Source organism: Pseudomonas oligotrophica (assembly GCF_021726475.1).
GTDB classification, from domain to species: domain Bacteria; phylum Pseudomonadota; class Gammaproteobacteria; order Pseudomonadales; family Pseudomonadaceae; genus Stutzerimonas; species Stutzerimonas oligotrophica.
Genome location: NZ_JAKJRU010000003.1, coordinates 167326 through 192826 on the forward strand (window position 1 = coordinate 167326; position 25501 = coordinate 192826).

The 25501-nt window shown below is 68.6% G+C and carries 26 protein-coding genes and 1 pseudogene; 11 read left to right on the top strand and 16 right to left on the bottom strand.

The annotated features are described in order from the left end of the window. Positions 1-6 precede the first annotated feature (6 nt). The 3 genes from L3N39_RS07750 to L3N39_RS07760 are packed head-to-tail and all read right to left on the bottom strand — an operon-like array spanning position 7 to position 3655. Positions 7-738: a hypothetical protein gene (locus L3N39_RS07750; RefSeq protein WP_237256757.1), complete on the bottom strand. Its 732-nt coding sequence runs from the start codon at positions 736-738 to the stop codon at positions 7-9. Then, the gene (locus L3N39_RS07755) at positions 735-1580 is read right to left on the bottom strand and encodes a DUF4123 domain-containing protein (RefSeq protein WP_237256758.1); all 846 of its coding nucleotides are present in this window, start codon (positions 1578-1580) and stop codon (positions 735-737) included. Before L3N39_RS07755 ends, L3N39_RS07750 begins: the two co-directional genes overlap by 4 nt. Beyond that, entirely contained in the window at positions 1577-3655 is a 2079-nt protein-coding gene (locus L3N39_RS07760) for a type VI secretion system Vgr family protein (RefSeq protein ID WP_237256759.1), read from the bottom strand. Before L3N39_RS07760 ends, L3N39_RS07755 begins: the two co-directional genes overlap by 4 nt. Positions 3656-3915: 260 nt before the next feature. On the opposite strand from L3N39_RS07760, the gene L3N39_RS07765 reads away from it, so the two are divergent. Then, positions 3916-4857, top strand: coding sequence for a class I SAM-dependent methyltransferase (locus L3N39_RS07765; protein WP_237256760.1), 942 nt, complete (start codon positions 3916-3918; stop codon positions 4855-4857). Here the strand turns inward: L3N39_RS07765 and L3N39_RS07770 are convergent, their stop codons facing one another. The 3 genes from L3N39_RS07770 to L3N39_RS07780 form a co-directional block, all read right to left on the bottom strand. Then, entirely contained in the window at positions 4858-5388 is a 531-nt protein-coding gene (locus L3N39_RS07770; RefSeq protein ID WP_237256761.1) for a retropepsin-like aspartic peptidase RloA3, read from the bottom strand. 36 nt (positions 5389-5424) lie between these two features. Next, positions 5425-5871: a DUF305 domain-containing protein gene (locus tag L3N39_RS07775; protein WP_237256762.1), complete on the bottom strand. Its 447-nt coding sequence runs from the start codon at positions 5869-5871 to the stop codon at positions 5425-5427. Between the two features lie 109 nt (positions 5872-5980). After that, positions 5981-6652, bottom strand: coding sequence for a TetR/AcrR family transcriptional regulator (locus L3N39_RS07780; protein WP_237256763.1), 672 nt, complete (start codon positions 6650-6652; stop codon positions 5981-5983). A 287-nt stretch (positions 6653-6939) separates the two neighbouring features. On the opposite strand from L3N39_RS07780, the pseudogene L3N39_RS07785 reads away from it, so the two are divergent. Beyond that, positions 6940-7128: pseudogene (locus tag L3N39_RS07785) on the top strand (DapH/DapD/GlmU-related protein); the annotation flags it as partial. 15 nt (positions 7129-7143) lie between these two features. On the opposite strand, the gene L3N39_RS07790 reads toward L3N39_RS07785, so the two are convergent. Genes L3N39_RS07790 through L3N39_RS07805 form a run of 4 tightly spaced genes read right to left on the bottom strand, consistent with a single transcriptional unit; the run spans position 7144 to position 9447 of the window. Next, positions 7144-7980 (bottom strand): CsgG/HfaB family protein, encoded by an 837-nt coding sequence (locus tag L3N39_RS07790; protein WP_237256764.1) that lies wholly within the window; start codon positions 7978-7980, stop codon positions 7144-7146. A gap of 20 nt (positions 7981-8000) precedes the next feature. After that, positions 8001-8417, bottom strand: coding sequence for a curli assembly protein CsgF (locus L3N39_RS07795; protein WP_237256765.1), 417 nt, complete (start codon positions 8415-8417; stop codon positions 8001-8003). Continuing rightward, positions 8414-8797 carry a curli production assembly/transport protein CsgE gene (gene csgE, locus L3N39_RS07800; protein ID WP_237256766.1) on the bottom strand — a complete coding sequence of 128 codons (384 nt, stop codon included), beginning with the start codon at positions 8795-8797 and terminating at the stop codon, positions 8414-8416. Before csgE ends, L3N39_RS07795 begins: the two co-directional genes overlap by 4 nt. Further along, positions 8794-9447, bottom strand: a complete 654-nt coding sequence (locus tag L3N39_RS07805) for a helix-turn-helix transcriptional regulator (RefSeq protein WP_237256767.1) — start codon at positions 9445-9447, stop codon at positions 8794-8796. The genes csgE and L3N39_RS07805 overlap by 4 nt, the downstream gene beginning before the upstream one ends. A 241-nt stretch (positions 9448-9688) precedes the next feature. Between L3N39_RS07805 and L3N39_RS07810 the strand changes: the two genes are divergently transcribed. From L3N39_RS07810 to L3N39_RS07820, 3 genes are all read left to right on the top strand, one after another. Further along, positions 9689-10324 carry a LysE family translocator gene (locus tag L3N39_RS07810; RefSeq protein WP_237256768.1) on the top strand — a complete coding sequence of 212 codons (636 nt, stop codon included), beginning with the start codon at positions 9689-9691 and terminating at the stop codon, positions 10322-10324. A gap of 92 nt (positions 10325-10416) precedes the next feature. Continuing rightward, positions 10417-11247: an aldo/keto reductase gene (locus tag L3N39_RS07815; RefSeq protein ID WP_431978011.1), complete on the top strand. Its 831-nt coding sequence runs from the start codon at positions 10417-10419 to the stop codon at positions 11245-11247. Positions 11248-11337: 90 nt separating this feature from the next. Then, positions 11338-12309 carry an SDR family oxidoreductase gene (locus L3N39_RS07820; RefSeq protein WP_237256769.1) on the top strand — a complete coding sequence of 324 codons (972 nt, stop codon included), beginning with the start codon at positions 11338-11340 and terminating at the stop codon, positions 12307-12309. Positions 12310-12318: 9 nt separating this feature from the next. Here L3N39_RS07820 and metR read toward each other — a convergent pair whose 3' ends face one another. Next, the gene (gene metR / locus L3N39_RS07825) at positions 12319-13245 is read right to left on the bottom strand and encodes a transcriptional regulator MetR (protein ID WP_237256770.1); all 927 of its coding nucleotides are present in this window, start codon (positions 13243-13245) and stop codon (positions 12319-12321) included. A 248-nt stretch (positions 13246-13493) separates the two neighbouring features. On the opposite strand from metR, the gene metE reads away from it, so the two are divergent. After that, positions 13494-15794, top strand: a complete 2301-nt coding sequence (gene metE, locus L3N39_RS07830; protein WP_237256771.1) for a 5-methyltetrahydropteroyltriglutamate--homocysteine S-methyltransferase — start codon at positions 13494-13496, stop codon at positions 15792-15794. An 8-nt stretch (positions 15795-15802) separates the two neighbouring features. Here the strand turns inward: metE and glpD are convergent, their stop codons facing one another. Further along, complete coding sequence (gene glpD, locus L3N39_RS07835; RefSeq protein WP_237256772.1) at positions 15803-17347, bottom strand: glycerol-3-phosphate dehydrogenase; 1545 nt, start codon at positions 17345-17347, stop codon at positions 15803-15805. A 102-nt stretch (positions 17348-17449) separates the two neighbouring features. On the opposite strand from glpD, the gene ybaK reads away from it, so the two are divergent. Continuing rightward, on the top strand, positions 17450-17920 hold the full coding sequence (gene ybaK, locus L3N39_RS07840; protein ID WP_237256773.1) for a Cys-tRNA(Pro) deacylase: 471 nt from the start codon (positions 17450-17452) through the stop codon (positions 17918-17920). Between the two features lie 8 nt (positions 17921-17928). On the opposite strand, the gene mltF is transcribed toward ybaK, so the two are convergent. Beyond that, complete coding sequence (gene mltF, locus L3N39_RS07845; protein WP_237256774.1) at positions 17929-19386, bottom strand: membrane-bound lytic murein transglycosylase MltF; 1458 nt, start codon at positions 19384-19386, stop codon at positions 17929-17931. Positions 19387-19523: 137 nt separating this feature from the next. On the opposite strand from mltF, the gene L3N39_RS07850 reads away from it, so the two are divergent. Both L3N39_RS07850 and L3N39_RS07855 read left to right on the top strand, forming a co-directional pair. Further along, the gene (locus tag L3N39_RS07850) at positions 19524-19826 is read left to right on the top strand and encodes a GIY-YIG nuclease family protein (protein ID WP_237256775.1); all 303 of its coding nucleotides are present in this window, start codon (positions 19524-19526) and stop codon (positions 19824-19826) included. 55 nt (positions 19827-19881) lie between these two features. Then, entirely contained in the window at positions 19882-20820 is a 939-nt protein-coding gene (locus tag L3N39_RS07855; protein ID WP_237256776.1) for a glutathione S-transferase family protein, read from the top strand. A 4-nt stretch (positions 20821-20824) separates the two neighbouring features. Here L3N39_RS07855 and L3N39_RS07860 read toward each other — a convergent pair whose 3' ends face one another. Next, positions 20825-21646 carry a polyphosphate kinase 2 family protein gene (locus L3N39_RS07860; protein WP_237256777.1) on the bottom strand — a complete coding sequence of 274 codons (822 nt, stop codon included), beginning with the start codon at positions 21644-21646 and terminating at the stop codon, positions 20825-20827. A gap of 10 nt (positions 21647-21656) precedes the next feature. Next, positions 21657-22664: a nucleoid-associated protein YejK gene (gene yejK / locus L3N39_RS07865; RefSeq protein ID WP_237256778.1), complete on the bottom strand. Its 1008-nt coding sequence runs from the start codon at positions 22662-22664 to the stop codon at positions 21657-21659. A 125-nt stretch (positions 22665-22789) separates the two neighbouring features. On the opposite strand from yejK, the gene L3N39_RS07870 reads away from it, so the two are divergent. After that, on the top strand, positions 22790-24004 hold the full coding sequence (locus L3N39_RS07870; protein WP_237256779.1) for an MFS transporter: 1215 nt from the start codon (positions 22790-22792) through the stop codon (positions 24002-24004). A gap of 265 nt (positions 24005-24269) precedes the next feature. After that, positions 24270-24461 (top strand): hypothetical protein, encoded by a 192-nt coding sequence (locus L3N39_RS07875; RefSeq protein WP_237256780.1) that lies wholly within the window; start codon positions 24270-24272, stop codon positions 24459-24461. A gap of 13 nt (positions 24462-24474) precedes the next feature. Here the strand turns inward: L3N39_RS07875 and rlmF are convergent, their stop codons facing one another. Continuing rightward, the gene (gene rlmF, locus L3N39_RS07880; RefSeq protein WP_237256781.1) at positions 24475-25467 is read right to left on the bottom strand and encodes a 23S rRNA (adenine(1618)-N(6))-methyltransferase RlmF; all 993 of its coding nucleotides are present in this window, start codon (positions 25465-25467) and stop codon (positions 24475-24477) included. Positions 25468-25501 lie beyond the last annotated feature (34 nt).

The following is a 25501-nucleotide window of genomic DNA, read 5'->3' on the forward strand; positions in this document are numbered from 1 at the left end:
CCCTGTTTACTCCTTGCAGTTTGGGTATACGGTGCAATCTAGACCGTTCATTTTGAATTTTTTAAATACAGGTGGTTTTTGGCATCGTTGCCATCCTGTTTTGGGTAGGCAGGGCTTCCATCCTGTTGAAGTATTTATCCAAGTGTTTTTCCGAGATGGACGCTCCGCTGAGTCGACTTTAAATGACAGCTGAACATGTTTTTCTGGAAGTTCAAAGCGGGGTAAATACGCCCCAGCATTTTCGCAGATCAGCAGTTTGCTGATCTCGCCTTGTCTAGATTGCGCTCTACTAAGTTGAAAGAGCCATGTACATTCCGCCGTCTTGCTCAACGTACCGTTCGAGTCGAACCCTGGCGCGCCCTCAGGCAAGGTGTCGACCAGCACCAAACCACCGTTGTCGTAGGTGCGCTGCCAATCCTTATCGCCATAGCGCCCGTGAATGAACAGGCCGACGCGTGCCAGCTGCATTTCGCAGAGGCCATCGCGGTAGTTGATCGGAATGCGGAATCGATACTCGTGGGGCGCGCCTTCGAAGTTTCGTTGGAAGGAACGCGTCTGGCTACGGCCATCGCAGCCGTTGGCGACGCCGTAATGGGCTTGTGCCTTGATGGCGAAGTTGGCAGGGAGTTGGCCTTCGAGCGTGAAGCTGTCGCCTGTCAGCGGGGCGAGCGAGCCGCAGCCGGAGAGCAGGTTGGTGGCCAGGCTAATGGCCAGCAGGTGCGGGGCATGACGGTTCATGGGTGGCTGGGCTCCATGTAGGCGACGAAGGCCTGGCAGCGATCGAAGTGTTGCTCGGGGGATTCGGCGGGGCGGGGCGTCCAGAATGGCTGTGATGCCAGGGCCGGCTGCAGGCGGCCCTGCAGCAGGAAGCGTTGCTGCTCCAGCGCGTGCCATTGCCAGTGCTCGGCCTGGTCCAGCTGTTCGGCGAGCCAGTCGTCCAGCACGACCTGTTCGGCCAGGGTCGTGGCATGGGTGGGATGCTCCTGCCAGAGCCACTGCAACAGGTTGTGCTGACGGATCTGCCGCGAGACGTCCGCTGGCTCGGGGAGTTCGAGCCAGGGTGTTGCGAACGGGGCGGGGCAGGGCCCGGGGCTGGGGTTGTCGAATGTCGACCACGTGCGACCGTCCCAGCACAGTACGCTGGCCAGCGGGCCCAGTAGTGGAGCGCGCTGTTCGGGTGCCAAGGCGCCGAGGTGGCGGGCGAGGACGCGGTTGTCTTGGAAGCGGTACAGGGCGCGTTGGCCTCGATCGTCGATCAGCATGCGCGCTTGCCAGTGTTGGCGCAGGGCATCGAGGTCGATGCTGTCGGCGCTGGCCAGCCAGCCCCAGTTGCGCTCGGGGCTATCGAGCATTGGCTGCAGCGCGACGAGGTCCGTGTCGTCCAGCCGGAGCAGCCATGGGCCGACGTTGGCCAGGTCGGCGAGCTCGGTGCCCAGGTAGAGATTGACGTAGTCGCGCATCAGGTCGGCTGCGAACAGCTCCCTGACGGGGTCGGGTTCCGCCAGGCTGTCGATGACCAGCAGCAGTTGCCGTTGCTGCCGGTGCTGTTCATCCAGCCACGGGTCCAGGCGAGCGTTCATCGGGTCGCTCCCGTGTCGCAAAGGCCTTCGCGGCAGGCTTCGCAGAGCGGGCAGCGGCTGGCGCCGAGTTGCCGGGCCGTGCGGGCGATCTGCAACTGGGCATTGGCCAGCGCAAGCTTCGGACGGGCGCCGGCCTGGTCGCTGTCCGCGGCGTTGGCCCGTACCGGCGCCAGCACCTTCACGCCCGAGCCCGTTCCAGCCGCGCCGCCGGAGTTCAGCCTGATGGTCGCGCCGCTCAGCGTCACGCCGCTGGGGTCGAGCTTGAGGAAGCTGCCGCCGCCTGATGCGGTGAGTTCCATGCCGGCGTCGATGACCACCTTGCTGCCGGCGTAATAGTGGATTTCATCGCCCGCCTCGACGAACTGCCCGGTGCCGATCTTCAGGTGCTGGCTGTGGCCGATGGTGAGGTGATCGTTGGCGCGGATTTCGGTCTTGCGATCGGCGTGGGTGGTGCGGTGTTCCTCGGCGCGGCATTCGCTGTAGCTGTTGGCTTCCACCGTGTCGTGGCGCTCGTGGCCGACGCGGATCTTCTGGTCGTGCTCGATGTTCTGGTCCCAGTCGCGCTGGGCGTGGAGGTAGATCTGCTCGGCGCCCTTGCGGTCTTCGATGCGCAGTTCGTTGTAGCCGCCACCGCCCGGGCTGCTCAGGGTCTTGAACACCGTGCGGGTCTTGTTGGCCGGCAGGTCGTAGGGGATCACGTGCTCGGCGTGATACAGGCAGCCAGTGACCAAGGGCTGATCGGGATCACCTTCGAGGAAGGTCACCAGTACTTCCATGCCGACCCGCGGGATGGCGAGGCCGCCATAGCGGTCGCCAGCCCAGCTGGAGCTCACGCGCAGCCAGCAGCTGGTCTTGTCGTCGGCCTGGCCATGACGATCCCAGTGGAACTGGACCTTTACCCGGCCGTATTCGTCGCAGTGGATCTCTTCGCCGGCAGGTCCCGTGACCACGGCGGTCTGGCTGCCGAGCACCTTGGGTTTCGGATGGCGCAGGGCCGGGCGGTAGGGAACGGTCCAGGGCGTGGCGGTGAAGTGGTTGCGGTAGCCTTGGACGAAGCCGTCACCGCCATCGATATGGCTGGATACGGACTCCTCCAGCACCTGCGGCTGCTTGCCTTCGTGGAGCACTTCGTCCAGCAGCCAGAGCTGGTTCCAGTCGGCCCTCGGATGCTCGGTCAGCTCGAGGAAGTGACCGCTGATCAGCGAGGGCTGGTCACTTTCGCCTTCGGCCCGTTCGTAGTCGTGGCGGTGGCGCTCCAGGGCGCGTTGGGCCAGGTGCTTGCCGCGGGCGCGGTCGACGAAGCGGCCGGGATAGTCGTAGTCCTCCAGATCCGGCTGGAAGTCGCTGTGAAACGCCGCTTCCATGGTCAGCCGCGGTTTCTCGAAGTCGTAATCACGACGGGTCACGCGGCTGGTGCGAGTCTCCAGGCGCACGCCGAAGCGCTTGATCACCGGCTGATCGGCGACCAGCCCGGAGTCCTGCTGGTAGGCCACTGGTGCCAGCGTGGGGAACACCGTCTGGTCGTCGCCGAACACCAGCACATGGCCGTCGGCGCTGTGCTGGAAGTGATAGTGGATGCCTTCCTCTTCGCAGAGGCGCTGGATGAAGTGCAGGTCGCTCTCGTCGTACTGCACGCAGTATTCGCGCGCGGGATAGAGCACCGGGCCGAGCTCGAAGCGATGGCCGACGCCGGCGAGGATGCCGTGCTCCTCCAGCACCCGGGCGACGATCTGCGGCACGCTGAGGTGCTGGAAGATGCGCTGGTTGCTGCGGTGGGCGAGGTAGGCGAGCTGCGGCACCAGGGTCAGCCGATAGCGGGTCAGGCGCCGGCCGGACTCACCCTGGGCGATGCGCTGCACCTGCCCGTGAATGCCGGCCCCATCCGGGGCGAAGGCGAGAAAGGCCGGCTGGTGCAGCAGCGACTCCAAGTCCAGGTCGGGGCGTTCGCTGACCAGCTCGACCTCGAAGGCGAAGGGCGTAGAGAGCGCCTCGCGGCCGTGGAATTCGAGCACCTGCAGGTCGTGCTCGACCGGCAACTGCAGGCTGAAATGGGCATGGTTGGCCGGGTTGAACATTCCTTGTTCCTCCGTCAGTCCGTTGAGCGGTAAGCGGCCAGCTTTTTACGGCGGGACGGTAGCGGAGGAGTGTACCGGTCGAGGTTTGCGCGGCTCTAGCAGGGCGTTACGTGACCTGTTGCACATAGCGTTGCTTCTGCGCGACGAGGTATTGCCTGGTTGCCCTCTGCTGGCGCGTGGCGTCTGGCGATTCACCGACCGCTTTGCCGCACGGCAGCGGGCGCTACAATGCGCGCCCCCTGACCCACGGCTATTCGCATATGACCCCGACGGCCCTCGAAACCCTGCGCCAGCATCTGGCCGGCGCCCTGGCGACCGCGCCCGACGAGGCGCGCCGGCTGTTCCATGGGCGTGGCCGCTGCTGGCCGGAGCTCGAGCAGATCACCGTGGACTGGCTGCAGGGCATCGTGCTGGTGGCCTTGTACCGCGAGCCGCCCGCGCAGCAGCTGCAGGCGTTGCGGGCGATGCTGCTGGACTTCGCCGCCTCGCCGGCGTGGCAGCACCGCGGTGCCCATACGCTGCTGCTGCAGCATCGCTACCGGCCGGACAGCCCGTGCGACTGGCTGGTCGGCGAGGTGCGCGAGCAGTGGCCGGTCAGCGAGCATGGCCTGCGCTACCTGCTCGACCTGGGCCGCAAGCAGAACAGCGGGCTGTTCCTCGACATGCGCCTGGGCCGCTGCTGGGTGCGCGAGCAGGCGGCGGGGCGGCGGGTACTCAACCTGTTCGCCTACACTTGCGCCTTCTCGGTCGCGGCGCTGACCGGCGGTGCCAGCCAGGTGGTCAACCTGGACATGGCCAGCGCGGCGCTGGCGCGCGGGCGGGACAACCATCGGCTCAACGACCAGGACCTTTCGCGGGTGAGCTTCCTCGCCCTGGACCTGCTCAAGTCGTGGGGGCGGGTGCGCAAGCTCGGGCCCTACGACCTGGTGATCATCGACCCGCCGTCGTTCCAGAAGGGCAGCTTCGCCCTCGACCGCGACTACGCCAAGGTGCTGCGCCGGCTGCCCGAACTGGTGGCGCCGGGCGGGCTGGTGCTGGCCTGCATGAACGACCCTGACGTCGGGCCAGGTTTCCTCATCGACAGCATGCTGGCCGAGGCGGCGGAATTCGAGTTCCAGGAGCGCCTGGCCAATCCGCCGGAATTTCCCGACGTCAGCGCCGACAGCGGGCTGAAGGCGCTGGTGTTCCGCCGGCGCGGCTGATCAGGCCTGCCCGCCTTCGCAAGCCGGCTCGACGGTGAAGGTCCTGCCCGAATCCACCGGGGCGAGTTTTTCCAGGGTGCGGCGGCCGAGCAGCACCGGGTAGTTCATGTCGTCGCGGTCGTTGAGCGAGAACTCCTCGGTGAGCAGCTGGCCGCCGATGCAGACCTTCATCCGCACCACCGGCCGGTCCTCGGTGCCACCGGCGCCGCGCACGGTCAGTTCGCGCTCGAGCTTGCGCTCGATGCGCGACTCCACCCGCTTGCCGTTCTCGACATCCTTGAGGTCCATGTCGAAGCGCACCCACTTCTCGCCGTCCTTGCGGAAGTACTCGACGTCCTCGCCGTGCAGCGACGAGGTCAGCGCGCCGGTATCGAGCTTGAACTTCACCGTGACGCCCTCGGGGTAGACGATCCCGCGCTCGACCCAGCCGAGCGCCGCGCGGGACTCGGCCAGGGCGACATGCGGCAGGAGCAGGGTGAAACCGGTGGCAAGGAAGGTGGCAGCTAGGGTGGAGCGGATTGCGAGGGGCATTGGGTGCTTGTCTCCTGTTGACTGGAAAAGGTGGGCTCAGCGCTTCAGTTCGGCGATCAGCGCCTTCATCTCGGCGATCTCTTCGCGCTGGGTCTTGATGATGCCGTCGGCCAGCTCGCGCACGCGCGGGTCGTCGATGTCGGCGCGTTCGCTGGTGAGGATGGCGATCGAGTGGTGCGGGATCATTGCCTTCATCCACGACACCTGGTCGATGGTCGCCTGGCTGCGCACCAGGCCCAGCGAGACGGCGAACACCACGGCACTGCCCAGCAGGATGGCGATGTTGAGCGTGCGGTTGCGGTACATGCCGCGCATGAACAGCAGCATGACGATGGCCATGCTGGCGCCCATCAGCAGCGCCATGTAGGCGCGCGTCTCGCTGAACAGCAGGTGGTCCAGGCTGTAGGTGTTGAGGTACATCAGGCCGAACATGACCAGTGTCGAGGTGGCGATCATGGTGCCGAAGCGGGCATAGGGCTGCATGCGGGTCTCCTGCGTCGCTGGGTCGGGGTGTGTGCAGACGACCCCGAAACCGCGCAGAGAGTTCGCTGGCCGCACGCGGCGCCGGTTCGCCGGCGGCGCGGCGGCTTGGTCAGCGCGGGGCGTCGGGCGGGGTGAGCCCGCAACCCTTGAGGATGATCTGCACCAGCGCCTCGGTGGCCTGGGCGAAGTCGGCCTTGGTCATGCGCTTGGCGGTGATGCGGCGGATCTGGTCGGAGAAATCGGCGTAGTGCTGGGTACCGGCCCAGATCAGGAAGATCAGGTGCATCGGGTCGACCGGGTCCATCTTGCCGGCGGCGATCCAGGCCTCGATCACCGCGGCGCGCCCGCGGAACCAGTTGCGATAGTCCTGGTTGAAGTGCGCGGACAGGCACTCGCAGCCGCTGATGATCTCCATGGCGAAGATCTTCGAGGCCTGCGGGTGGCGCCGGGAAAACTCCATCTTCAGGCGGATGTATCCGGCCAGGGCGAGGGCGGGGTCGTCGTCGACCGTGAGGTCGTCGAAGGCGGTGTCCCAGAGCTCGAGGATATGGCGCAGCACCTCGACATAGAGGTTCAGCTTGCTGCTGAAGTAATAGTGCAGGTTGGCCTTGGGCAGCCCGGCGCGCTGGGCGATGGCGTTCATGCTGGTGCCCTTGAAGCCGTAGCGGGCGAATTCCTCGGCTGCCGCGGCGAGGATGCCTTCCTCGTTCTTCTGCCGGATGCGCCCGGCGGGCTTGCCATGGGCGCCGTACAGCGGCGGGGAGGTGTCGTTGTTGTTCATCGTCCCTAGTCCGGAAGCGCGGGGCGAGGCCCGCCGTTGCAGGACGCCGGGCCCATGTCGGGCGACGGCGATCGGCCGGCCTGCGCGCCGTCGCGGGCCGGGCGCAGGGATTCTGCACGGTTTCGTCGTCCGCTGCAGCCGTTGCAACCGGCCGCAGTGCCCTGCTGGCTGTCCGAAATGCACCTTGACGAGGGCGTAGTGGTCGCCGCGGCAGGCAGCGCCTTGCGATCGGCGGTCCGCTGCACAAGCGCCTCGCGCGGGCGGTAGGGCGATCGCAACGGTGCCCGCGTCGCAGCGGCCTGGAGTTCGGCCGGCCGGTGAGCATCGGCCGCAACGTGTGGATCGGCGGCGGGGCGCTGATCCTGCCCGGCGTGAACATCGGCGACGACGCCATCATGGGTGCCGGCAGCGTGGTCACCCGCGATGTCGCCGCCGGTGCCACGGTGGCCGGCAACCCGGCGCGGCCGCGCGGCTGAGCGCCGGGCCGGCAGTCAGGGCTGGTCCGGCCGGCCGAGGTAGCGGGCCAGCGCCGGATGGTCGGCGCTGCTGCCGTCGGCGGTCTGCCAGAGCCGCCGCTCGACGCCCTGGGCGATCAGGTGCGCCACGGCCGACTCGATCGCCGCGAGCACGCACAGCTGCGCCGGTTCGTTGGTGGTGTAGCCGGCCTCGGCCTCGAGCAGCTCCTTGAACTCGATGAACTTGTAGACGTTGGCGCTGCGTCCGACCGAGAAGATCGTCTTGGTGGTCATCACGTTGGACAGCACCCGCCCGCTGCGCACGTCCACTGCGCGCAGGTTCACCGTCACCTGGTCGACCCGGTACTCCTGCGACACGCCGATGCCCAGGTAGCGCGCGCCCTGGCCACCGCTGCGGACGTTGGTCTCGTAGGCGACGATGGCGCCCTCCATGATGATGTTCGCCGCCAGCAGCGACGGCAGCTCGGCCTGGATGTTCGGCGCCACGTCGGGCTTGGCCTGGGAGGCGCGGATGATCTTGCGCTCGGTCAGCACGTTCTGCAGCCCTTCGCGCTCGAGCACCACGAACCAGCCGCTGGCCTGCATGGCGTCGACCAGCATGCTTGCCGCGCCCTGGGTCACCGCGGTGGAGAAGGAGCTGGCGGGGTTGGGCTTGTACTGCCCGGTCTGGTCGCGAAAACCGTAGACCGCGGCCACCAGCGGGCCCTTCGGGCGCGGCAGGGCGAGCAGGTCGCGGTAGGTGGAGGTGCGCGGCGTCAGGGTCGGTGCCTGGGCATCGGCCGGCATCGGCTCGCGCAGCGAACACCCTCCAAGCAATGCCATCGTCCCGATGGCCAGCAGCAGGCTTCTCATGGCCCTTGGCTCTCCCTGCGTCAACGGTAGTCGCTGTAGCCGTTGACGATGATCTCGGAGACTTCGCCGGTCAGCTTGTCGGTGATGTTCACCGTCAGGTTGCCGAGCTCGTCGTTGAGGATGTGGATGATGAAGTCGTCGGTGGTCAGCACGCCTTCCTTGCCCTGCTCGATATTGCTCAGCATCTGCGACAGCAGGCGCGACTCCAGCTGGCTGGTGAAACGCTCCAGTGCGCTGCCCGACAGCGCCGAGCGATCGAGCGCGTCGGGGTCCTTGTGGTCGTCCTGGGCCTGGGCGTTGCCCAGCAGCCAGGCGCCATTGAGCGGGCTGCCGCCGAACGACGGGTTGACCGGGGTGTAGACCAGCTCGGTGGCGCCTGCGCTGGCGACCAGCAGGGCCGCCAGCGAGGCCGTGGCGAAGCGGCGGGAGCGTTTCATAACTCGTCCTTGGCTAGGTCGATGTTGTCGTCGAACAGCGCCTCGATCTTGCGCCGGTTGATGGCCTCGAGCACGGAGTCCGCCGCCGCGTAGGCGGTGGCTTGCATGTCCGCCACGTTGGGCTGCAGGAAGCGGCGGTACAGCGGCTGGTTCTCGTGCTCGACCCAGATCAGCACGCCCCAGCGCGCCGACGGGCGCTCCCTGACCGCCAGGTTGAAGTCCAGCCGGCTGGTGTCGTTCAGCCGCTCGCAGAACTTCACGTAGAACGCCTGGCCGGTGCGGGTGATGGTGCCGTTGGTGATCAGGCCCTGCAGCTCGGCTTCCTCTGCCCGGGCCGCCAGGGCGCCGAGCAGGGCCAGCAGCACGGCCAGGCGCTTCATGCGCTGGGCTCGTAGACGTAGGCCAGGACCATCGCCGCGCCCTGGGCGCGATTGCTGGCGCCGAGCTTGCGCAGGGCGTTGTGCACATGGCTCTTGATGGTGTGGGTGCTCAGGTGCAGGGTCCGGGCGATCTCCGCATTCGACAGTCCCTTGCCGGCCAGCGCGAGGATCTGCTTTTCGCGAACGGTGAGCTGGTCGATGCCCTGGCTGGTCGGCGTCAGCTGGCGGTAGCGCGACACCAGGCGCTCGGTGAGCCCGCGCGGCAGCCAGTCGCCGCCGTCGAGCAGGCGACCGAAGCCCTGGCCGAAGGTCTGCCCGGAGCTGCCCCGGTAGAACACCCCGCGTATCCAGGGGTGCGCCTCGACCAGGGCCTCGGCCTGCTCGGGCAGGGCGTTGACCAGCGCCAGCGGCGCCTGCTCGGCGCGGCGCAGCAGGCGCACAGCGTCGTCGCGGGTATAGCTGGTCGGGTCGAGCAGCACCAGGTCGCAGCGCAGCTGATCCGGGCGTGGCTGGGTGCAGCGCTGCATCTGGCAGTCGCTGATCTGGTGAAGATGCTGACGCATGGTGCCTTCCAGCAGCTCGCTGCCCGAGAGCAGCAGCACGCGCGGGCTGGCCGGCAGGGGCGCCGGCGAGGCCTTGAAGTCGTTCATTCGCATGTCCCTTGTCGAACTGGACGAGTAGAGTGGGTGGCGCCTCCGATCCGGCGGAGGTGGCTGATTGACATTACCGAAGCCAAGCTAGTTCACCGCGGTGACAATAAAGCAGCATTCCTGCGTCAGCTCGTCAGTTTTCCGACGAGCGTGGTGACCGGTCAATCCATCCGGAGATTGATTCGCTGGCCCCGGCCCTGCCGCTTGCTAGCCTTGGGCGTTCGTGAGGGAGGAGTGCGCCATGTCCGACCCGCTGTTCTGGGGTGTCTTCCTGTCCGCCGCACTGGCGCTGAACCTGTCGCCCGGCCCGGACCTGCTCTACGTGCTTTCGCGCACCCTCGGCGGCGGCCGACGGGTCGGCATCGCCAGCGCGCTGGGCGTGTGCAGTGGTGCCATGGTGCACGTATCGGCCGCGGCCCTCGGGCTGTCGGCGATCCTCGCAACCTCGGCGCTGGCCTTCTCGGTGGTCAAGTACGTCGGCGCGGCGTACCTGATCTACCTTGGCCTGCAGGCACTGCGTGCGTCCGGCAGCGGCCTGCAACGGCTGCCCCAGATGGCGGGTTCGACCAGTGCCTGGCGGGCCTACCGCCAGGGCGTGCTGGTGGACATCCTCAACCCCAAGGCGGCGATCTTCTTCATGGCCTTCCTGCCGCAGTTCGTCCGCCCCGGGCATGGCGCGACGGCATTGCAGCTGTTCTGGCTGGGCTTTCTCGTGGTGCTGGTGGCCATCGTCGTCGAGCTCCTGCTGGTGCTGCTGGCCGCGCGGGCCAGCGCGCTGCTGCGCAGCCAGCGGGCGGTGGCGGCCTGGCTCGACCGGCTGTTCGGCTCCCTGCTGGTGGGGCTGGGCATCCGCCTCGGCCTGAGCGAGCGCATCTGACCGCCTGCTTCGAACCCTGGAGATGCCATGTCCCGTAGTCGTTTCGTTTCTGCACAATCGCGCGCCCGCCGTGCCGTCGCGGGGTGCCGCGCATGAGCATGCCGTTCTGCCTGGCTGACGGCGCGCCGGTTTCGCCGATCGGCCAGGGTACCTGGCACATGGGCGAGCGCCGTGACCAGCGCGCGCGGGAAGTTGCCGCGCTGCGCCTGGGCATCGAGCTCGGCATGCAGCTGATCGACACCGCCGAGATGTACGGCGAGGGCGGTGCCGAGCAGGTGGTCGGCGAGGCGATCCGCGGCCGGCGCGAGCGCGTCTACCTGGTCAGCAAGGTCTATCCGCACAACGCCAGCCGGCGCGGCGTTGTCGAGGCCTGTGAGCGCAGCCTGCGCCGGCTGGATACCGATTGCCTCGACCTCTACCTGCTGCACTGGCGCGGCGGCTATCCGCTCGGCGAGACGGTGGAGGCGTTCGAACGGCTGCGCGAGGCGGGGCGGATCCGCGCCTGGGGCGTTTCCAACTTCGATGTGGCGGACCTCGAGGAGCTGCCGCCCGGCGCTGCCTGCGCCACCGACCAGGTGCTCTATAACCCGGCCGAGCGCGGCATCGAGTTCGACCTGCTGCCCTGGTGCCAGGCGCGCGGCATGTCGCTGATGGCCTACTGCCCGCTGGGCCAGGGCGGTGCCTTGCTGCGCGCTCCGGCGCTGCTCGAGGTCGCCCGCCGCCACGGTGCGCAGCCGGCGCAGGTGGCGCTGGCCTGGGCGCTGCGCCAGCCAGGCGTGCGAGTGATCCCCAAGGCCAGCGACCCGCAGCACGTGCGCGCCAACGCACAGGCCGCCGACCTGCAGCTGGCGGCCGAGGACCTGGCGCTGCTCGACGCGGCCTTCGCGCCGCCGTGGCGCAAGGTGCCGCTGCAGATGGTCTGAGGCGCGACGGGCGACGGGCGACGGACGGGTTGAATGTTCACCGCCGACGGGCGGTCAGCTGAAGACAGCCGAACCGCAGGAGGACCCCCCATGAACAACCCTTCGCTCGACGGCGCCGTGGTGGTGATCACCGGCGCGTCCAGCGGCATCGGTCGCGCCGCGGCGCAGGCCTTCGCCGGGCGCGGTGCGCGCGTGGTGCTGGCGGCGCGCGACGCCCAGGCGCTGGAGGAGGTGGCCGCGCAGTGCCGCGTCGCCGGTGGCGAGGCGCTGGTGGTGCCGACCGATGTCGGCGTGGCCGACGAGGTGGAGCGCCTGGCCAGCGCGGCGGCCAAGTTCGGCCGCGGGCACATCGACGTGTGGATCAACAACGCCGGCATCGGCGCAGTCGGTGCCTTCGACGAGACGCCCCTCGAAGCCCACGAGCAGGTGGTGCAGACCGATCTGCTCGGCTACCTGCGCGGCGCCCATGCCGTCCTGCCGTATTTCAAGCAGCAGAGTGCCGGTGTGCTGATCAACACCCTGTCGGTTGGCAGCTGGATCGCGCAGCCCTACGCGGCGGCCTATTCGGCGAGCAAGTTCGGCCTGCGCGGGCTGACCCAGGCGCTGCGTGGCGAGCTGGCCCAGTGGCCGCACATCCACGTCTGCGACATCTACCCGGGCGTGATCGACACGCCGGGCTTTCGCGATGGCGCCAACTACACCGGTCGCCAACTGGTGCCGCCGCCGCCGCGTTACGATCCCGCCCGGGTCGCCGAGGCAATGCTGCGGCGCGCGCTGCGCCCGCGCGACAGTACCGCGGTGGGCGCGAGCGCCACGCTGCTGCGCATCGCCCATGCGCTGCTGCCGGGCTTCGACCGGTTCAACGGGCTGCTTACGGGCATGGCGCTGCGCCGCGCCGAGCCTGCGGCGAGTTCGTCGGGCAACCTGTTTGCGCCGCCGTCGGGCGAGCGCCGCGTCGACGGTGGCTGGCGTGCTGGCGAGCGGGTCGACAGCCGGCTGTTGCTGGCCGGCGGGTTGGCGCTCGGGGTGCTTGGCGCGCTGCTGTTGCGCCCGCGCCGCTGAGCACGGGCGTCAGCGGGCCCGCGCGGCGGCGCTGACACCTTCGAGAGTGGCGAAGGAGGTGTCCTTGGCGGTCAGCAGGAAGTCGCGCATGAATGGTGAGTCGAGCATGTCGGCGCGGATCGCCGCATACAGCGTGGCGAACAGCCCGCGCTCGCCGAGGCGCTTGGCAGTGACGTAGCCGCGCGCGCTGTACTCGTGCAGCGCCCAGTTGGGGATGCAGCACACACCGCGGCCCGAGGCCACCAGCTGCATCATCATCACCGTCAGTTCCGAGGTGCGCACCTGCGCCGGCTCCACGTCGGCCGGCTCGAGGAAGCGGGTGAAGATGTCCAGCCGGTCGCGTTCGACCGGATAGGTGATCAGCGTTTCGCTGGCCAGGTCCTGCGGCTGGACATAGGCGCGGCTGGCCAGCGGGTGCTGGTTGGCCACCGCGAGCAGGGCTTCGTAGGTGAACAGCGGTACGTAGGTGATGCCCGGCAGCTCCACCGGATCGGAAGTGACCACCAGGTCGAGATCACCACGCGCCAGTGCCGGCAGCGGCGCGAAGGAAAAGCCCGAGGCCAGGTCCAACTCGACTTCCGGCCAGGCGTCGCGAAACTGGTCAATGGTCGGCATCAGCCACTGGAAGCAGCTGTGGCATTCGATCGCCATGTGCAGGCGCCCGGCCGTGCCGCCGGCCAGCCGCGCCAGGTCGCGCTCGGCACTGCGCAGTTGCGGCAGCAGCGAGTCGGCCAGCTGCAGCAGGCGCAGCCCGGCGCTGGTGAAGCGCACCGGGCGGGTCTTGCGTACGAACAGCTGGAGGCCGAGCCGCTCCTCGAGCTCCTTGAACTGGTGGCTCAGTGCCGACTGCGTCAGGTGCAGCCGCTCGGCGGCCTCGACCAGGCTGTCGGTTTCGCGCAGTGCATGAAGCGTCTTCAGGTGGCGGATCTCGAGCATCGTGGGGCGGTCCTTGCGGTGCGCAGTCGACGGGGCGTGGCCCGGGCCACTCGCCCGGGTGGCCGCGACATGAGCGCGGCTCAACGAGGCGAGAGTGTGTCGCAGCCCGGGCGGGCTGTCGAGGGGCCTTCGCCGGGCCTGCTTTCATGAGCAATATCGAAGATAAACTTTAGATACTTGAGTTTGTTTCAGTTTCTGCGCCCCCGGACAATGACCGTCATTCATCTGGACGGACTTGGAGAAAGGTCATGGTGGTTGCGCACTCACTGGGTTTCCCGCGGATCGGTCGGGACCGCGAGCTGAAGAAGGCGCTGGAAAGCTACTGGAAGGGCGAGCTGGACGAAGCCGGCCTGCGCCAGGTGGGGCGCGAGCTGCGCGCCGCGCACTGGCAGCTGCAGGCCGAGGCCGGGCTGGATCTGCTGCCGGTCGGCGACTTCGCCTGGTACGACGGCGTGCTGACCCATTCGTTGATGTTCGGCGTGATCCCCGAGCGCTTCCGCCCGGCCGCCGGCAAGCCGGGCCTGGACACGCTGTTCGCCATGGCCCGCGGCGTTTCCGGACGCTGCTGCGGCGGCGGTGCGCAGGCGCAGGAAATGACCAAGTGGTTTGATACCAACTATCACTACCTGGTCCCCGAGTTCAGCGCCGAACAACGCTTCGAACTGGCCTGGGAGCAGCTGTTCGAGGAAGTCGACGAGGCGCTGGCGCTGGGCCACCGGGTCAAACCGGTGGTCATCGGCCCGCTGACCTACCTGTGGCTGGGCAAGGTGCGCGGCGGCGAGGCGTTCGATCGGCTCGACCTGCTCGAACGCCTGCTGCCGCTCTATGGCCAGGTGTTCGAGCGACTGGCCGGGCAGGGCGTGGAATGGGTGCAGATCGACGAGCCGATTCTCGCCCTCGATCTGCCGCAGGCCTGGAAGAACGCCTTCGAGCGTGGCTACAACCTGCTGCAGCGGACGCCGCTGAAGAAGCTGGTGGCGACCTACTTCGGCGGCCTGGAGGACAACCTCGGGCTCGCCGCGGCGCTGCCGGTGGACGGCCTGCACATCGACCTGGTGCGTGCGCCGGAGCAGTACCCGCTGATCCTCGACTGGTTGCCGGCCTACAAGGTGCTCTCGCTCGGCGTGGTCGACGGGCGCAATGTCTGGGCCTGCGATCTGGAGCGCACCCTCGCGCTGCTGCGCGAGGCGCATGCCCGGCTGGGCGAGCGCCTGTGGGTGGCGCCGTCCTGCTCGCTGCTGCACAGCCCGGTGGACCTGGCGCGCGAGCAACAGCTGGACGAGGAACTGCGCAGCTGGCTGGCCTTCGCCGTGCAGAAGTGCGCGGAAGTGGCCGTGCTCCGGCAGGCGCTGCTGCAGCCCGAGGCCGCCGCGGTGCAGGCAGCGCTGGACCGCAGCCGCCGCGTGCAGGCCGGTCGCGCGGCGTCCAGCCGGATCCATCGTCCAGAGGTACAGGCGCGCCTGCAGGCGATCCAGCCGGGCGATCAGCGGCGCGCCTCGCCGTTCGCCACGCGCATCGAGCTGCAACGCGAGCGGCTGCAGCTGCCGCCGTTCCCCACGACCACCATCGGTTCCTTCCCGCAGACCGCGGCGATCCGCCTGGCGCGCCAGGCCTACCGCCAGGGCAAGCTCTCGGCCGGCGACTACACCGAGGCCATGCAGGCCGAGATCCGCCATGCCGTGGCCATCCAGGAGCAACTGGGGCTGGACGTGCTGGTGCACGGCGAGGCCGAGCGCAACGACATGGTCGAGTACTTCGCCGAACAGCTCGACGGCTATGCCTTCACCCGCTTCGGCTGGGTGCAGAGCTACGGCTCGCGCTGCGTCAAGCCGGCGATCATCTACGGCGACCTGAGCCGCCCGGCGCCGATGACGCTGGACTGGATCCGCTACGCCCAGCAGCAGACCGGCAAGGTCATGAAGGGCATGCTGACCGGCCCGGTGACCATGCTGATGTGGTCCTTCCCGCGCGAGGACATCAGCCGCGAGGAACAGGCGCGGCAGCTGGCGCTGGCGATCCGCGACGAGGTCTGCGACCTGGAGGCGGCCGGCATTCGCATCGTGCAGATCGACGAGGCGGCCTTCCGCGAGGGGCTGCCGCTACGCCGGGCGCACTGGCAGGGCTACCTGGACTGGGCGGTGAAGGCCTTCGGCCTGTGCGCCAGCGGCGTGCGCGACGAAACGCAGATCCACACGCACATGTGCTACAGCGAGTTCAACGACGTGATCGAGGCCATCGCGGCGATGGATGCCGACGTCATCACCATCGAGACCTCGCGCTCGCAGATGGAGCTGCTCGAAGCCTTCCGTGCCTTCGACTACCCCAACGACATCGGCCCGGGCGTCTACGACATCCATTCGCCGCGGGTGCCGACGGTCGAGGAGATGGTCGCGCTGCTGGAGCGGGCCGCCGAGCGGATTCCAGCCGAGCGGCTGTGGGTCAACCCCGACTGCGGGCTGAAGACCCGCGGCTGGGTGGAGACCGAGGCCGCGCTGGTGAACATGGTCGCCGCGGCGCGGCGCCTGCGCGGCCGCAGCCTGCGCGCCTGAGCCTGGCCTCAGGCGCGCAGGCTGCGGTCGAATACCACCAGGTGCTCGGCGGTCTGGCGCTCGAGGTAGCGCTGCAGGCGGGCGCGGCCTTCGTCGTCCAGGTTCAGGCCGAGCTTGCTGCGGCGCCAGAGGATGTCCTCGGCGCTCAGCGCCCATTCCTCGGCCATCAGGTAGTCGACCTCGCGGGCGTGCAGGCCGGCGCCGAAGTGCTCGCCGAGCCCCTGCGGCCCGGCGACGTGCTTGAGCAGCAGCCAGGCGCGGCTGCCGTAGCTCCTGGCCCAGCGCGTGGCAAGCGCCTCGTCGAGCCAGGGATGCGCGACGCACAGGGCCTCGCTCAGCTCGCGTACGCTGCTCATGTCCTCGCCGCCGGGCAGCGGCGCGTCGTGGGTCCAGGCCGGGCGGAGTTGGGTGAACCAGGGTGCGAGTTCGGTGAGCGCCGCCTCGGCCAGCTTGCGGTAGGTGGTCAGCTTGCCGCCGAACACCGACAGCAGGGGCGCGCCGTGGGCCTGCCGCGTCAGGGCGAGGGTGTAGTCGCGGGTGACCGCGGCCGGCTCCTGCGCCTCGTCGTCGCACAACGGCCGGACCCCGGCATAGGTGTGGCAGATGTCGCTGCGCTGCAGCGGCCGGGCGAAGTGCTCGTTGACCGCCGCCAGCAGGTAGTCGATCTCCGCGTCGGTCACCGCGACGCTGGCCGGGTCGCCGGTGTACTCGCGGTCGGTGGTGCCGATCAGGGTGAAGCGCTCCAGGTAGGGAATGACGAACACCACCCGGCGGTCGCAGTTCTGCAGGATGTAGGCGTGCTCGCCTTCGTAGAGCCGCGGCACGATCAGGTGGCTGCCCTGGATCAGGCGGATGTCGTGTGGCGAGGGCAGGTGCAGGTCGTCCTCGATGAAGCGCGCGACCCAGGGGCCGGTGGCATTGACCAGCGCGCGGGCACGGACCGAATAGCGGCTGCCGTCGGCGCGCTCCAGATGCAAATGCCAGAGGCCCTTGCTGCTGCGAGCGCTCAGGCAGCGGGTGCGGGTATGCACGTGGGCGCCGTGCTCGCGCGCGGCGATGGCATTGACCACTACCAGGCGGGCGTCGTCGACCCAGCAGTCGGAGTACTCGAAGCCGTGGTCGATCTCGGCCTTCAGCGGGCTGTCGGCGCCGAAGCGCAGGCTGCGCGAAGGCGCCAGGCGCTCGCGCCGGCCGAGGTGGTCGTAGAGGAACAGCCCGGTGCGGATCACCCAGGATGGCCGCAGGTGCGGGCGGTAGGGCAGGATGAAGCGCAGCGGCGCGACCAGGTGCGGTGCCTTGTTCAGCAGCACTTCGCGTTCGGCTAGCGCCTCGCGCACCAGGCGCAGTTCGTAGTGCTCCAGGTAGCGCAGGCCGCCGTGCACCAGCTTGCTGCTTGCCGACGAGGTGTGCTGGGCCAGGTCGCCCTGCTCGCAAAGGAACACACCGAGGCCGCGGCCGGCGGCATCGGCGGCGATCCCCACGCCATTGATGCCGCCACCGATCACGGCCAGGTCGTAGACCTCGGCCACCGGGGCGAGAAGCGTGTGCTGCATGTCTGTCCACCTCTTGTCCGATGTCGCGGTCCGGCCTGGCTCGACGCCGTTTCGCCCAGCGCCTAAGGTAGCGGCATTTCACCCTGTGGATCATTACAGAAGATGACACCGGCCATCGACCTGCTGAAAAAGAAAGGTGCCGCGCACCGCGTGCTCAGTTACCAGCACGACCCCAAATCCGCGTCCTACGGGTTGGAGGCGGCCGAGAAGCTCGGCCTCGACCCGGCGCGGGTGTTCAAGACGCTGCTGGCCTGCAGCGAGCGCAACGAACTGGTGGTGGCGGTGGTGCCGGTGGCCGGCACGCTGGATCTCAAGGCGCTGGCCCAGGCTGCCGGGGCGAAGAAGATGGAGATGGCCGATCCGCAGGCGGCGCAGCGTGCCACCGGCTACCTGGTCGGCGGCATCAGCCCGCTGGGGCAGAAGAAACGCCTACGCACCTTCATCGATGCATCGGCGCGCCAGCAGCCGACGATCCACGTCAGCGCCGGCCGCCGCGGGCTGGAACTGGAGCTGGCCGCCGAGGTGCTGGCCGAGCACAGCGGTGCGCAGTTCGCCGACATCGGCCGGGGCTGAACGGCGCCTCAGAGCGGCGGCAGTTCCTCGCCGAGGTCGGTGGAATAGATGCCGGGGATGTGCAGGTCGCTCTGCACGAGCTGGCCTTCCATCTGCGGCTGGGTCACCCAGGTGAGGATGTCGTAGTAGCGGCGGATGTTGGCGACGAAGTGCACCGGCTCGCCGCCGCGGGCATAGCCGTAGCGCGTCTTGCTATACCACTGCTTCTGCGCCAGGCGCGGCAGCATCTGCTTCACGTCCAGCCACTTGTTGGGGTTCAGGCCCTCGGCCTCGGCCAGCTTGCGCGCATCCTCGAGGTGCCCGCCGCCGACGTTGTAGGCGGCCAGGGCGAACCAGGTGCGATCGGGCTCCTCGATGCTCTCGGGCAGGCTGTCGCGCACCTTGACCAGGTAGCGACCACCGCCGCGGATGCTCTGCACCGGGTCCAGGCGATTGCTCACGCCCATCGCCTCGGCGGTGCGCAGGGTCAGCATCATCAGGCCGCGCACGCCGGTCTTGGAGGTGGCCTCGGGCTGCCAGTGGGATTCCTGGTAGCCGATCGCCGCCAGCAGGCGCCAGTCGACGCCGACTTCGCGGGCCGTCTCGCGGAAGGTCTTCTCGTAGCGCGGCAGGCGCTGCTGCAGGTGCTTGGCGAAGGCGTAGGCGCCGACGTAGCCGAGCATGTCGACATGGCCGTAGTAGCGCTCGCGCAGGCGCTGCAGGATGCCGTTCTCCTGGGCCTTGTCGATGAACGCGTTGGCCGCCTGCAGCAGGCTGTCGTCCTCGCCCTTGCCGAGCACCCAGGCCAGGCTGTTCGGCTCGCCGATGTCGAAGCCGGTGCGGATGTTGGTGAAGTAGACCTGGTTCATCGACAGCTCGTTGGATTCGACCAGGGTCAGGTCGATCTGCCCCTCGTCGACCATGCGCAGCAGGTCGACCACTTCGACCGCGTCGGATTCCTCGTAGCGCAGTTCCGGCAGCTCGGCCTGCAACGCGGCGAGGCGTTCGGCCTGGCTGCTGCCCTTGAGCACGAGGATGCGCTTGCCGACCAGGTCGGCGGCGCGGGTCGGGCGGCGCTGGCCGTTGCGATAGACCACCTGGGTGGTGACGTCCAGGTAGCTGTGGGTGAAGCGCGCCAGCTCGCGGCGCCCGTCGCTGGCGACCAGGCCGGCCGCGGCCAGCACCGGACCGCCGGGGCGGTTGAGGCGGGTGAAGATCTCCTCGATGCTGTCGGCGGTCTCGATCTGCAGCTCGACGCCCAGGTCGTCGGCGAAGCGCTTGACCAGCTCGTATTCGAAGCCGGCTTCGCCGTTGCGATCCTGGAAAAAGGTCGACGGGCTGTTGCGGGTGATCACGCGCAGCACGCCTTCCTCGCGGACGCGCTCGAGCTCGCTGGGCTTTTCTGCACAGCTGCCGAGCATCAGGAGGATTCCGGTCGCCAGGAGCCAGGAGGCCCAGCGCTTGCGGAACGCAGTTTGAGCAAACATCGGCGCAGTATACGCAAAGGCGAACGGCCACCATATCTGGACAGTCGGGAGCAGGTCTGCTAGCCGCTGCGGCCGGCCTTGTTCGCCATGCCCCGACTGGCGACAATTGCGGCCGTCACCATCGCCGCGGAAGCGCAATGAGCAACGAGCAAGCCAAACCCTGGTTCGTCTACCTGGTGCGGGCGGCCAATGGCGCGCTGTACTGCGGCATCAGCGACGATGCCGAGCGCCGCTTCGCCGCCCATGCCAGCGGTCGGGGCGCGCGTTTCTTCCGCTCGAGCCCGGCGGTGGCGCTGGTCTACACCGAGCGCTGCGCCAGCAAGAGCGATGCGCTGCGCCGCGAGCTGGCGATCAAGCGCCTGGGCAAGGCGGCCAAGGAGGTGCTGGTCGGGCTGCCGGCATCATCGGCTGAATGCTGCGCCAATCAGGCCAACGGGTAGGCTGGCGGCGGCGCCGGGGCTAAGCTCTGCCGACCATCCATTGGCGGAGCCGGCCATGCACGAAATCATCCTGCACCACTATCCCACCTCGCCGTTCGCCGAGAAGGCGCGCCTGCTGCTGGGCTTCAAGCAGCTATCCTGGCGCTCGGTGGGCATCCCGCCGATCATGCCCAAGCCGGACCTGACCGCGCTCACCGGCGGCTACCGACGCACGCCGGTGCTGCAGATCGGCGCCGACATCTATTGCGACACCGCGCTGATCGCCCGTCGCCTGGAGGCGGAGAAGGCCACTCCGGCGCTGCTGCCCGACGGCCAGGAATTCGTCGTCGCGGCGCTGGCGCAGTGGGCCGACACGGTGCTGTTCCTCAACGCCGTGACGCTGATGTTCCAGCCCGAATCCATGGCCCTGCGCTTTGCCCAGGTGCCCGCCGAGTTCGCCGAGAAGTTCGGCAAGGACCGCGCCCAGCTGTTCGGCAGCGGCTCGGTGCGCCGCGTGCCGCTGGAGCAGGCGAAGAACGACTGGCCGACCTTCATGGCCCGGTTGCAGCAGCAGCTGGCGCGCGACGAGGGCGAGTTCCTGTTTGGCGCGGCGCCGACCCTGGCGGACTTCGCGGTGGCGCCCTGCCTGTGGTTCCTGCGTGCCACGCCGGTGACCTCGCCGCTGGTCGACGACTACCCCGAGGTCGCGGCCTGGCTGGACAAGGTGCTGGCGGTCGGGCATGGCTCGTTCAGCGAGCTGGCGTCGGCCGACGCGGTGCAACTGGCCGCCCAGGCGAGCCCGGCGGCGCTGCCCGACGAGCCGTTCTGCGAGCCCAACGGCTTCAGCCGCGGCCAGCGGGTGGCGGTGGCGCCGGTGGACTACGGCGTCGACCCGGTGGAAGGCGAGCTGGTGTTCGCCGGAGCCGAGGAGCTGATCGTGCGTCGCGAAGACCCGCGCGCCGGCGAGCTGCACGTGCATTTCCCGCGGGTCGGCTATCGCCTGGAACTGCGCTGAGGGCTCAGGGGATGGCGTCGAGGTCGGCCTGAGCGAACGGCGCCGGCCGCTGCGGCCAGTCCAGCTGCAACCGCTCGAAGGCGCGCGCCAGCAGGCTGGCGACCAGCAGGTCGCGCAGCCAGCGGTGGTCGGCGGGGATCACGTACCAGGGCGCCTGTGCGCTGTGGGTGGCGACGAGCACCTCGGCCCAGCGCGCCTGGCGGCTGCCGAACTCGCGGTGATCGAGCAGGTCGCCAGGGCTCAGCTTCCAGCGCTTGTTCGGGGCCTCGAGGCGGCGGCGCAGGCGGTGTTTCTGTTCGGCATGCGACAACTGCAGGTAGCACTTGAGCGGCTGGATCCGGCGCGCGATCAGGCCTTGCTCGAAGGCGCACACGGCGTCCTGGCGCGCCGGCAGCTCGGCGCTGCGGCACAGGCCATCACGCAGGTCGCTGACCAGGCCCTCGTAGTAGCTGCGGTTGAAGGCGCCGAGCTGGCCGGCACCCGGCAGTTGCCGTTCGTAGCGACAGAGAAAACCTTGCGCCCGCTCGGCCGCAGTCGGTGGCTGGAAGCCCTTGGCGACCAGCGCCAGCGGGTCGAGGCCGCCGAGTACCCGGCGGATCACGCCGCTCTTGCCGGCGCAGTCCGGCCCCTGCAGGACCAGCAGCAGGGCGTCGTGGCGGTTGGCCCAGAGCATGCTGTGCTGCTGGCGCAACCAGGGCTTGAGCCGGGCCAGGCGTTCGCCGGCCTCTTCGCGGTCGAGCCCCAGCCGCCGTGCCGGGTCGCCGGCCAGCGGTGCGGCCGGGTCGAGGCGGCAGGCCTCGAGCAGGGCGTCGGGCAGGCGCGCCATGGCGGAGCCTTCAGTCCTTGCGGCGCTTGAGCTGGTCCTTCAGCTGGGTCGGCAGCTGGCGGATGATCAGCATGTCGCGGGCCTCGTCGTACTCGATCTTCGAGCCCAGCAGGTGCGATTCGAAGCTGATCGACAGCCCCTCGGCGCGCCCGGTGAAGCGACGGAACTGGTTCAGGGTGCGCTTGTCCGGCGGGATCTCCGGCGACAGGCCGTAGTCCTTGTTGCGGATGTGCTCGTAGAAGGCGCGCGGGCGCTCCTCGTCGATCACCCCCGACAGCTCCTCGAGCGTCATCGGTTCGCCGAGCCGGGCCTGGGTGCTGGCGTAGTCGACCAGTGCGCTGGTCTTCTCGCGCGCCTGCTCCTCGGGCAGGTCCTCGCTCTCGACATAATCGCTGAAGGCCTTGAGCAGGGTGCGCGTCTCGCTTGGCGCGTCGACGCCTTCCTGGCAGCCGATGAAGTCGCGGAAGTACTCCGAAACCTTCTTGCCGTTCTTGCCCTTGATGAAGGAGATGTACTGCTTCGACTGCTTGTTGTTCTGCCACTCGGAAATGTTGATGCGCGCCGCCAGGTGCAACTGGCCGAGGTCCAGGTGCTTGGCCGGCGCCACGTCCAGCGACTCGGTCACCGCCACGCCCTCGCTGTGGTGCAGCAGGGCGATGGCCAGGTAGTCGGTCATGCCCTGCTGGTAATGCGCCAGCAGCACGTGGCCGCCGGTGGACAGGTTCGACTCGTCCATCAGCTTCTGCAGGTGCTCGACGGCCTGGCGACTGAAGGCGGTGAAGTCCAGCGCGCCGTCCAGGTACTGCGCCAGCCAGCCGCTGAACGGGTAGGCGCCGGACTCCTCGTGGAACAGGCCCCAGGCCTTGCCCTGCTTGGCGTTGTAGCTCTCGTTGAGGTCGGCGAGCAGGTTCTCCATCGCCTGCGATTCGCCCAGCTCGCTGTCGCGCGCATGCAGGGTCGAAGGCGAGCCGTCGGGTTTCTTGTCGATCAGGTGGACGATGCAATGGCGGATCGGCATGGGGCACTCAATACAGGATGGACTGGAACAGCTGCAGTTTAACTGAGCGGGACAGTCCGATGAGCAGTTGCGGCAGGCCGGGGCCTGCTGAGTAAACTGGTCGCCTTTTCCCAAGGAATATGCTCATGACTTCCACATGGCGCACCTGCGGCTGGATGCTGCTCGGGGCTTCACTGATTCTGGCGGTCTCGCTCGGCGTGCGGCACGGCTTCGGCCTGTTCCTGTCACCGATGAGCGCCGAGTTCGGCTGGGGGCGCGAGGTGTTCGCCTTTGCCATCGCGCTGCAGAACCTCATCTGGGGCCTGGTGCAGCCGTTCACCGGCGCGCTGGCCGATCGCTTCGGCGTGGCGCGTGCGGTACTCATCGGCGGCATTCTCTACGCCATCGGGCTGGCCCTGATGGCGGTGGCCGACTCGCCGACCACGCTGGCGCTGAGCGCCGGGTTGCTGATCGGCCTGGGCCTGTCCGGCACCTCGTTCTCGGTGATCCTCGGTGCCGTCGGCCGTGCCGTGCCGGCCGAGCAGCGCAGCATGGCGATGGGCATCGCCAGCGCCGCGGGTTCCTTCGGCCAGTTCGTCATGCTGCCGGGCAGCCTCGGCCTGATCCAGTGGCTGGGCTGGTCGTCGGCACTGCTGGCGCTGAGCCTGCTGGTGGCGCTGATCCTGCCGCTGGCGGCGATGATGCGCGGCCAGCGCGAGCTGCCGGCAGCGCCCGGTACGCAGCAGTCGCTGGGCGAGGCGCTGCGCGAAGCGGCCGGCCACTCGGGGTTCCGCCTGCTGGCGCTGGGCTTCTTCGTCTGCGGCTTCCAGGTGGTGTTCATCGGTGTGCACCTGCCGGCCTACCTGGTCGACAACCACCTGCCCGCGCAGGTCGGCACCACGGTGCTGGCACTGGTCGGGCTGTTCAATGTGGTCGGTACCTACACCGCCGGCTGGCTGGGCAGCTGCTACTCCAAGCCCAAGCTGCTCGCCGGGCTGTACCTGACCCGCGCGGTGGTGATCAGCCTGTTCCTGCTCGCGCCGCTCTCGGAGTGGTCGGCCTATGCCTTCGGCATCGCCATGGGGCTGCTCTGGTTGTCGACCGTGCCGCTGACCAACGGCACGGTGGCGACGCTGTTCGGCGTGCGCAACCTGTCGATGCTCGGCGGCATCGCCTTCCTGTTCCATCAGCTGGGTTCATTCTTCGGCGGCTGGCTGGGCGGCTGGCTGTACGACCGCACGGGCAGCTACGACCTGGTCTGGCAGATCGCGATCGGCCTGAGCCTGATGGCCACGGTGCTCAACTGGCCGATCCGCGAGCAACCGGTGGCGCGCCTGCAGGCGCGCGAGGCGGCCACGTGAAGGCGCTCTGGCTCGCCGGCGCGGGCCTGGCGGCGTTGCTGCTGGTGCTGCTGACCTGGTGGGGCTGGCAGCGCGGCGGGCTGGCGCTGCTGCAGCTCGGGCTGGGTACTTGCTGAGCGTTCGTCGCCATTGGACGAAAAATGCTTCGCGTTGGGAATCAAATCGGCATTCGGGTGCTCAAACAGGCGAGACGGGCAGAGAACCTGTCGCAGAACCGTAACCCAAGCCATGTAAAAAGCTGCCGAGCAGTTTTTTGGAGCCCGAAATGTCCACCCTCACCGAACTCGCCCAACACATCGCCAAGCTCTATCCGCTGCAGGACAAGCAGGCCGGCAAGCGCTATCGAGTGGTAGGCGAGTTGGCCGGCATGACCGAACTCGAAGAGATCAACGGCGAGCCGCGCTACATCCAGACCCTGGCCCTGAAGAACAGCCAGCGCTGGGAAATCGCCGTCTGAGGCGATTCGCCGCTCATTCCGACCGGTTCGCGCCGCGCTTGGCCAGCCAGGCCGTCCGGCGCTCGCCGTCCAGGTAGCTCCAGGCTACGAAGCGGCTGCGCTTCTGCCCCTGGGCCATATCTACCACGCGCACCTCACGCGCGCCGGCTCGCTGCAGCCGCGCCTTCAGTGGCTCGACATTGCCGCCCTTCGAGACCAGGGTACTGAACCAGCAGACCTGCGTGGCGAAGGCCGCGCTTTCCTCGGCGAGGCGGGCGATGAAGGCCGCCTCGCCGCCTTCGCACCAGAGTTCTGCCGCCTGCCCGCCGAAGTTGAGCAGCGGCAGCTTGCGCTTGGGATCGAGCTTGCCCAGGTTGCGCCACTTGCGCTTGCTGCCACTGCTGGCCTCTGCTGCCGAGGCATGGAAGGGCGGGTTGCACAGTGTCACCTCGAAGCGTTCACCGGCCTGGATCAGTCCGGCGAAGAGCTTTTGCGGGTCGGCCTGGCGGCGCAGCTCGATCGCCCCGCCGAGGCGGTTGGCGCGCACGATGGCCTCGGCCGAGGCCAGGGCGGTGGCGTCGATGTCCGAGCCGGTGAAGCGCCAGCCGTACTCACGGTGGCCGATCAGCGGGAAGATGCAGTTGGCCCCGGTGCCGATATCCAGCACGCGGACGGCCTTGCCGCGCGGAATCACCCCGGCGTTGTCGGCGGCCAGCAGGTCGGCCAGCCCGTGCAGGTAGTCGGCCCGGCCCGGTACCGGCGGGCACAGGTAGCCGGCGGGAATGTCCCAGTGCTCGATGCCGTAGAACAATCGCAGCAGGGCGCGGTTGAACACCTTGACCGCCTCGGGATCGGCGAAGTCGATGCTCTGCTTGCCGTAGGGATTGAGGATGACGAAGCGGGCCAGCGCCGGGCAGGCGGCGATCAGGCGCGGGAAGTCGTAGCGCCCGCCGTGGCGGTTGCGCGGGTGCAGCACGGCCTTGGCGCTGGCGGTATGGGCGGTGCGGTTCGGGGGCTTGCTTGGCATGCGGACGGCTGCTGGCGGATCAGGCGCGCATTGT

Coding starts and splice junctions, on each gene's coding strand:
- L3N39_RS07775 (WP_237256762.1), bottom strand. CDS start 5,871: ATGCAGCCCTATGCCCGCTTCGGCACCATGATCGCCACCTCGACACTG.
- L3N39_RS07770 (WP_237256761.1), bottom strand. CDS start 5,388: ATGCCCCTCGCAATCCGCTCCACCCTAGCTGCCACCTTCCTTGCCACC.
- L3N39_RS07805 (WP_237256767.1), bottom strand. CDS start 9,447: ATGAACGACTTCAAGGCCTCGCCGGCGCCCCTGCCGGCCAGCCCGCGC.
- L3N39_RS07750 (WP_237256757.1), bottom strand. CDS start 738: ATGAACCGTCATGCCCCGCACCTGCTGGCCATTAGCCTGGCCACCAAC.
- L3N39_RS07795 (WP_237256765.1), bottom strand. CDS start 8,417: ATGAAACGCTCCCGCCGCTTCGCCACGGCCTCGCTGGCGGCCCTGCTG.
- ybaK (WP_237256773.1), top strand. CDS start 17,450: ATGACACCGGCCATCGACCTGCTGAAAAAGAAAGGTGCCGCGCACCGC.
- glpD (WP_237256772.1), bottom strand. CDS start 17,347: ATGCAGCACACGCTTCTCGCCCCGGTGGCCGAGGTCTACGACCTGGCC.
- L3N39_RS07860 (WP_237256777.1), bottom strand. CDS start 21,646: ATGGCGCGCCTGCCCGACGCCCTGCTCGAGGCCTGCCGCCTCGACCCG.
- L3N39_RS07815 (WP_431978011.1), top strand. CDS start 10,417: ATGAGCATGCCGTTCTGCCTGGCTGACGGCGCGCCGGTTTCGCCGATC.
- L3N39_RS07855 (WP_237256776.1), top strand. CDS start 19,882: ATGCACGAAATCATCCTGCACCACTATCCCACCTCGCCGTTCGCCGAG.
- L3N39_RS07850 (WP_237256775.1), top strand. CDS start 19,524: ATGAGCAACGAGCAAGCCAAACCCTGGTTCGTCTACCTGGTGCGGGCG.
- csgE (WP_237256766.1), bottom strand. CDS start 8,797: ATGAAGCGCCTGGCCGTGCTGCTGGCCCTGCTCGGCGCCCTGGCGGCC.
- L3N39_RS07765 (WP_237256760.1), top strand. CDS start 3,916: ATGACCCCGACGGCCCTCGAAACCCTGCGCCAGCATCTGGCCGGCGCC.
- L3N39_RS07870 (WP_237256779.1), top strand. CDS start 22,790: ATGACTTCCACATGGCGCACCTGCGGCTGGATGCTGCTCGGGGCTTCA.
- metE (WP_237256771.1), top strand. CDS start 13,494: ATGGTGGTTGCGCACTCACTGGGTTTCCCGCGGATCGGTCGGGACCGC.
- L3N39_RS07760 (WP_237256759.1), bottom strand. CDS start 3,655: ATGTTCAACCCGGCCAACCATGCCCATTTCAGCCTGCAGTTGCCGGTC.
- L3N39_RS07755 (WP_237256758.1), bottom strand. CDS start 1,580: ATGAACGCTCGCCTGGACCCGTGGCTGGATGAACAGCACCGGCAGCAA.
- rlmF (WP_237256781.1), bottom strand. CDS start 25,467: ATGCCAAGCAAGCCCCCGAACCGCACCGCCCATACCGCCAGCGCCAAG.
- mltF (WP_237256774.1), bottom strand. CDS start 19,386: ATGTTTGCTCAAACTGCGTTCCGCAAGCGCTGGGCCTCCTGGCTCCTG.
- L3N39_RS07820 (WP_237256769.1), top strand. CDS start 11,338: ATGAACAACCCTTCGCTCGACGGCGCCGTGGTGGTGATCACCGGCGCG.
- L3N39_RS07875 (WP_237256780.1), top strand. CDS start 24,270: ATGTCCACCCTCACCGAACTCGCCCAACACATCGCCAAGCTCTATCCG.
- yejK (WP_237256778.1), bottom strand. CDS start 22,664: ATGCCGATCCGCCATTGCATCGTCCACCTGATCGACAAGAAACCCGAC.
- metR (WP_237256770.1), bottom strand. CDS start 13,245: ATGCTCGAGATCCGCCACCTGAAGACGCTTCATGCACTGCGCGAAACC.
- L3N39_RS07810 (WP_237256768.1), top strand. CDS start 9,689: ATGTCCGACCCGCTGTTCTGGGGTGTCTTCCTGTCCGCCGCACTGGCG.
- L3N39_RS07790 (WP_237256764.1), bottom strand. CDS start 7,980: ATGAGAAGCCTGCTGCTGGCCATCGGGACGATGGCATTGCTTGGAGGG.
- L3N39_RS07780 (WP_237256763.1), bottom strand. CDS start 6,652: ATGAACAACAACGACACCTCCCCGCCGCTGTACGGCGCCCATGGCAAG.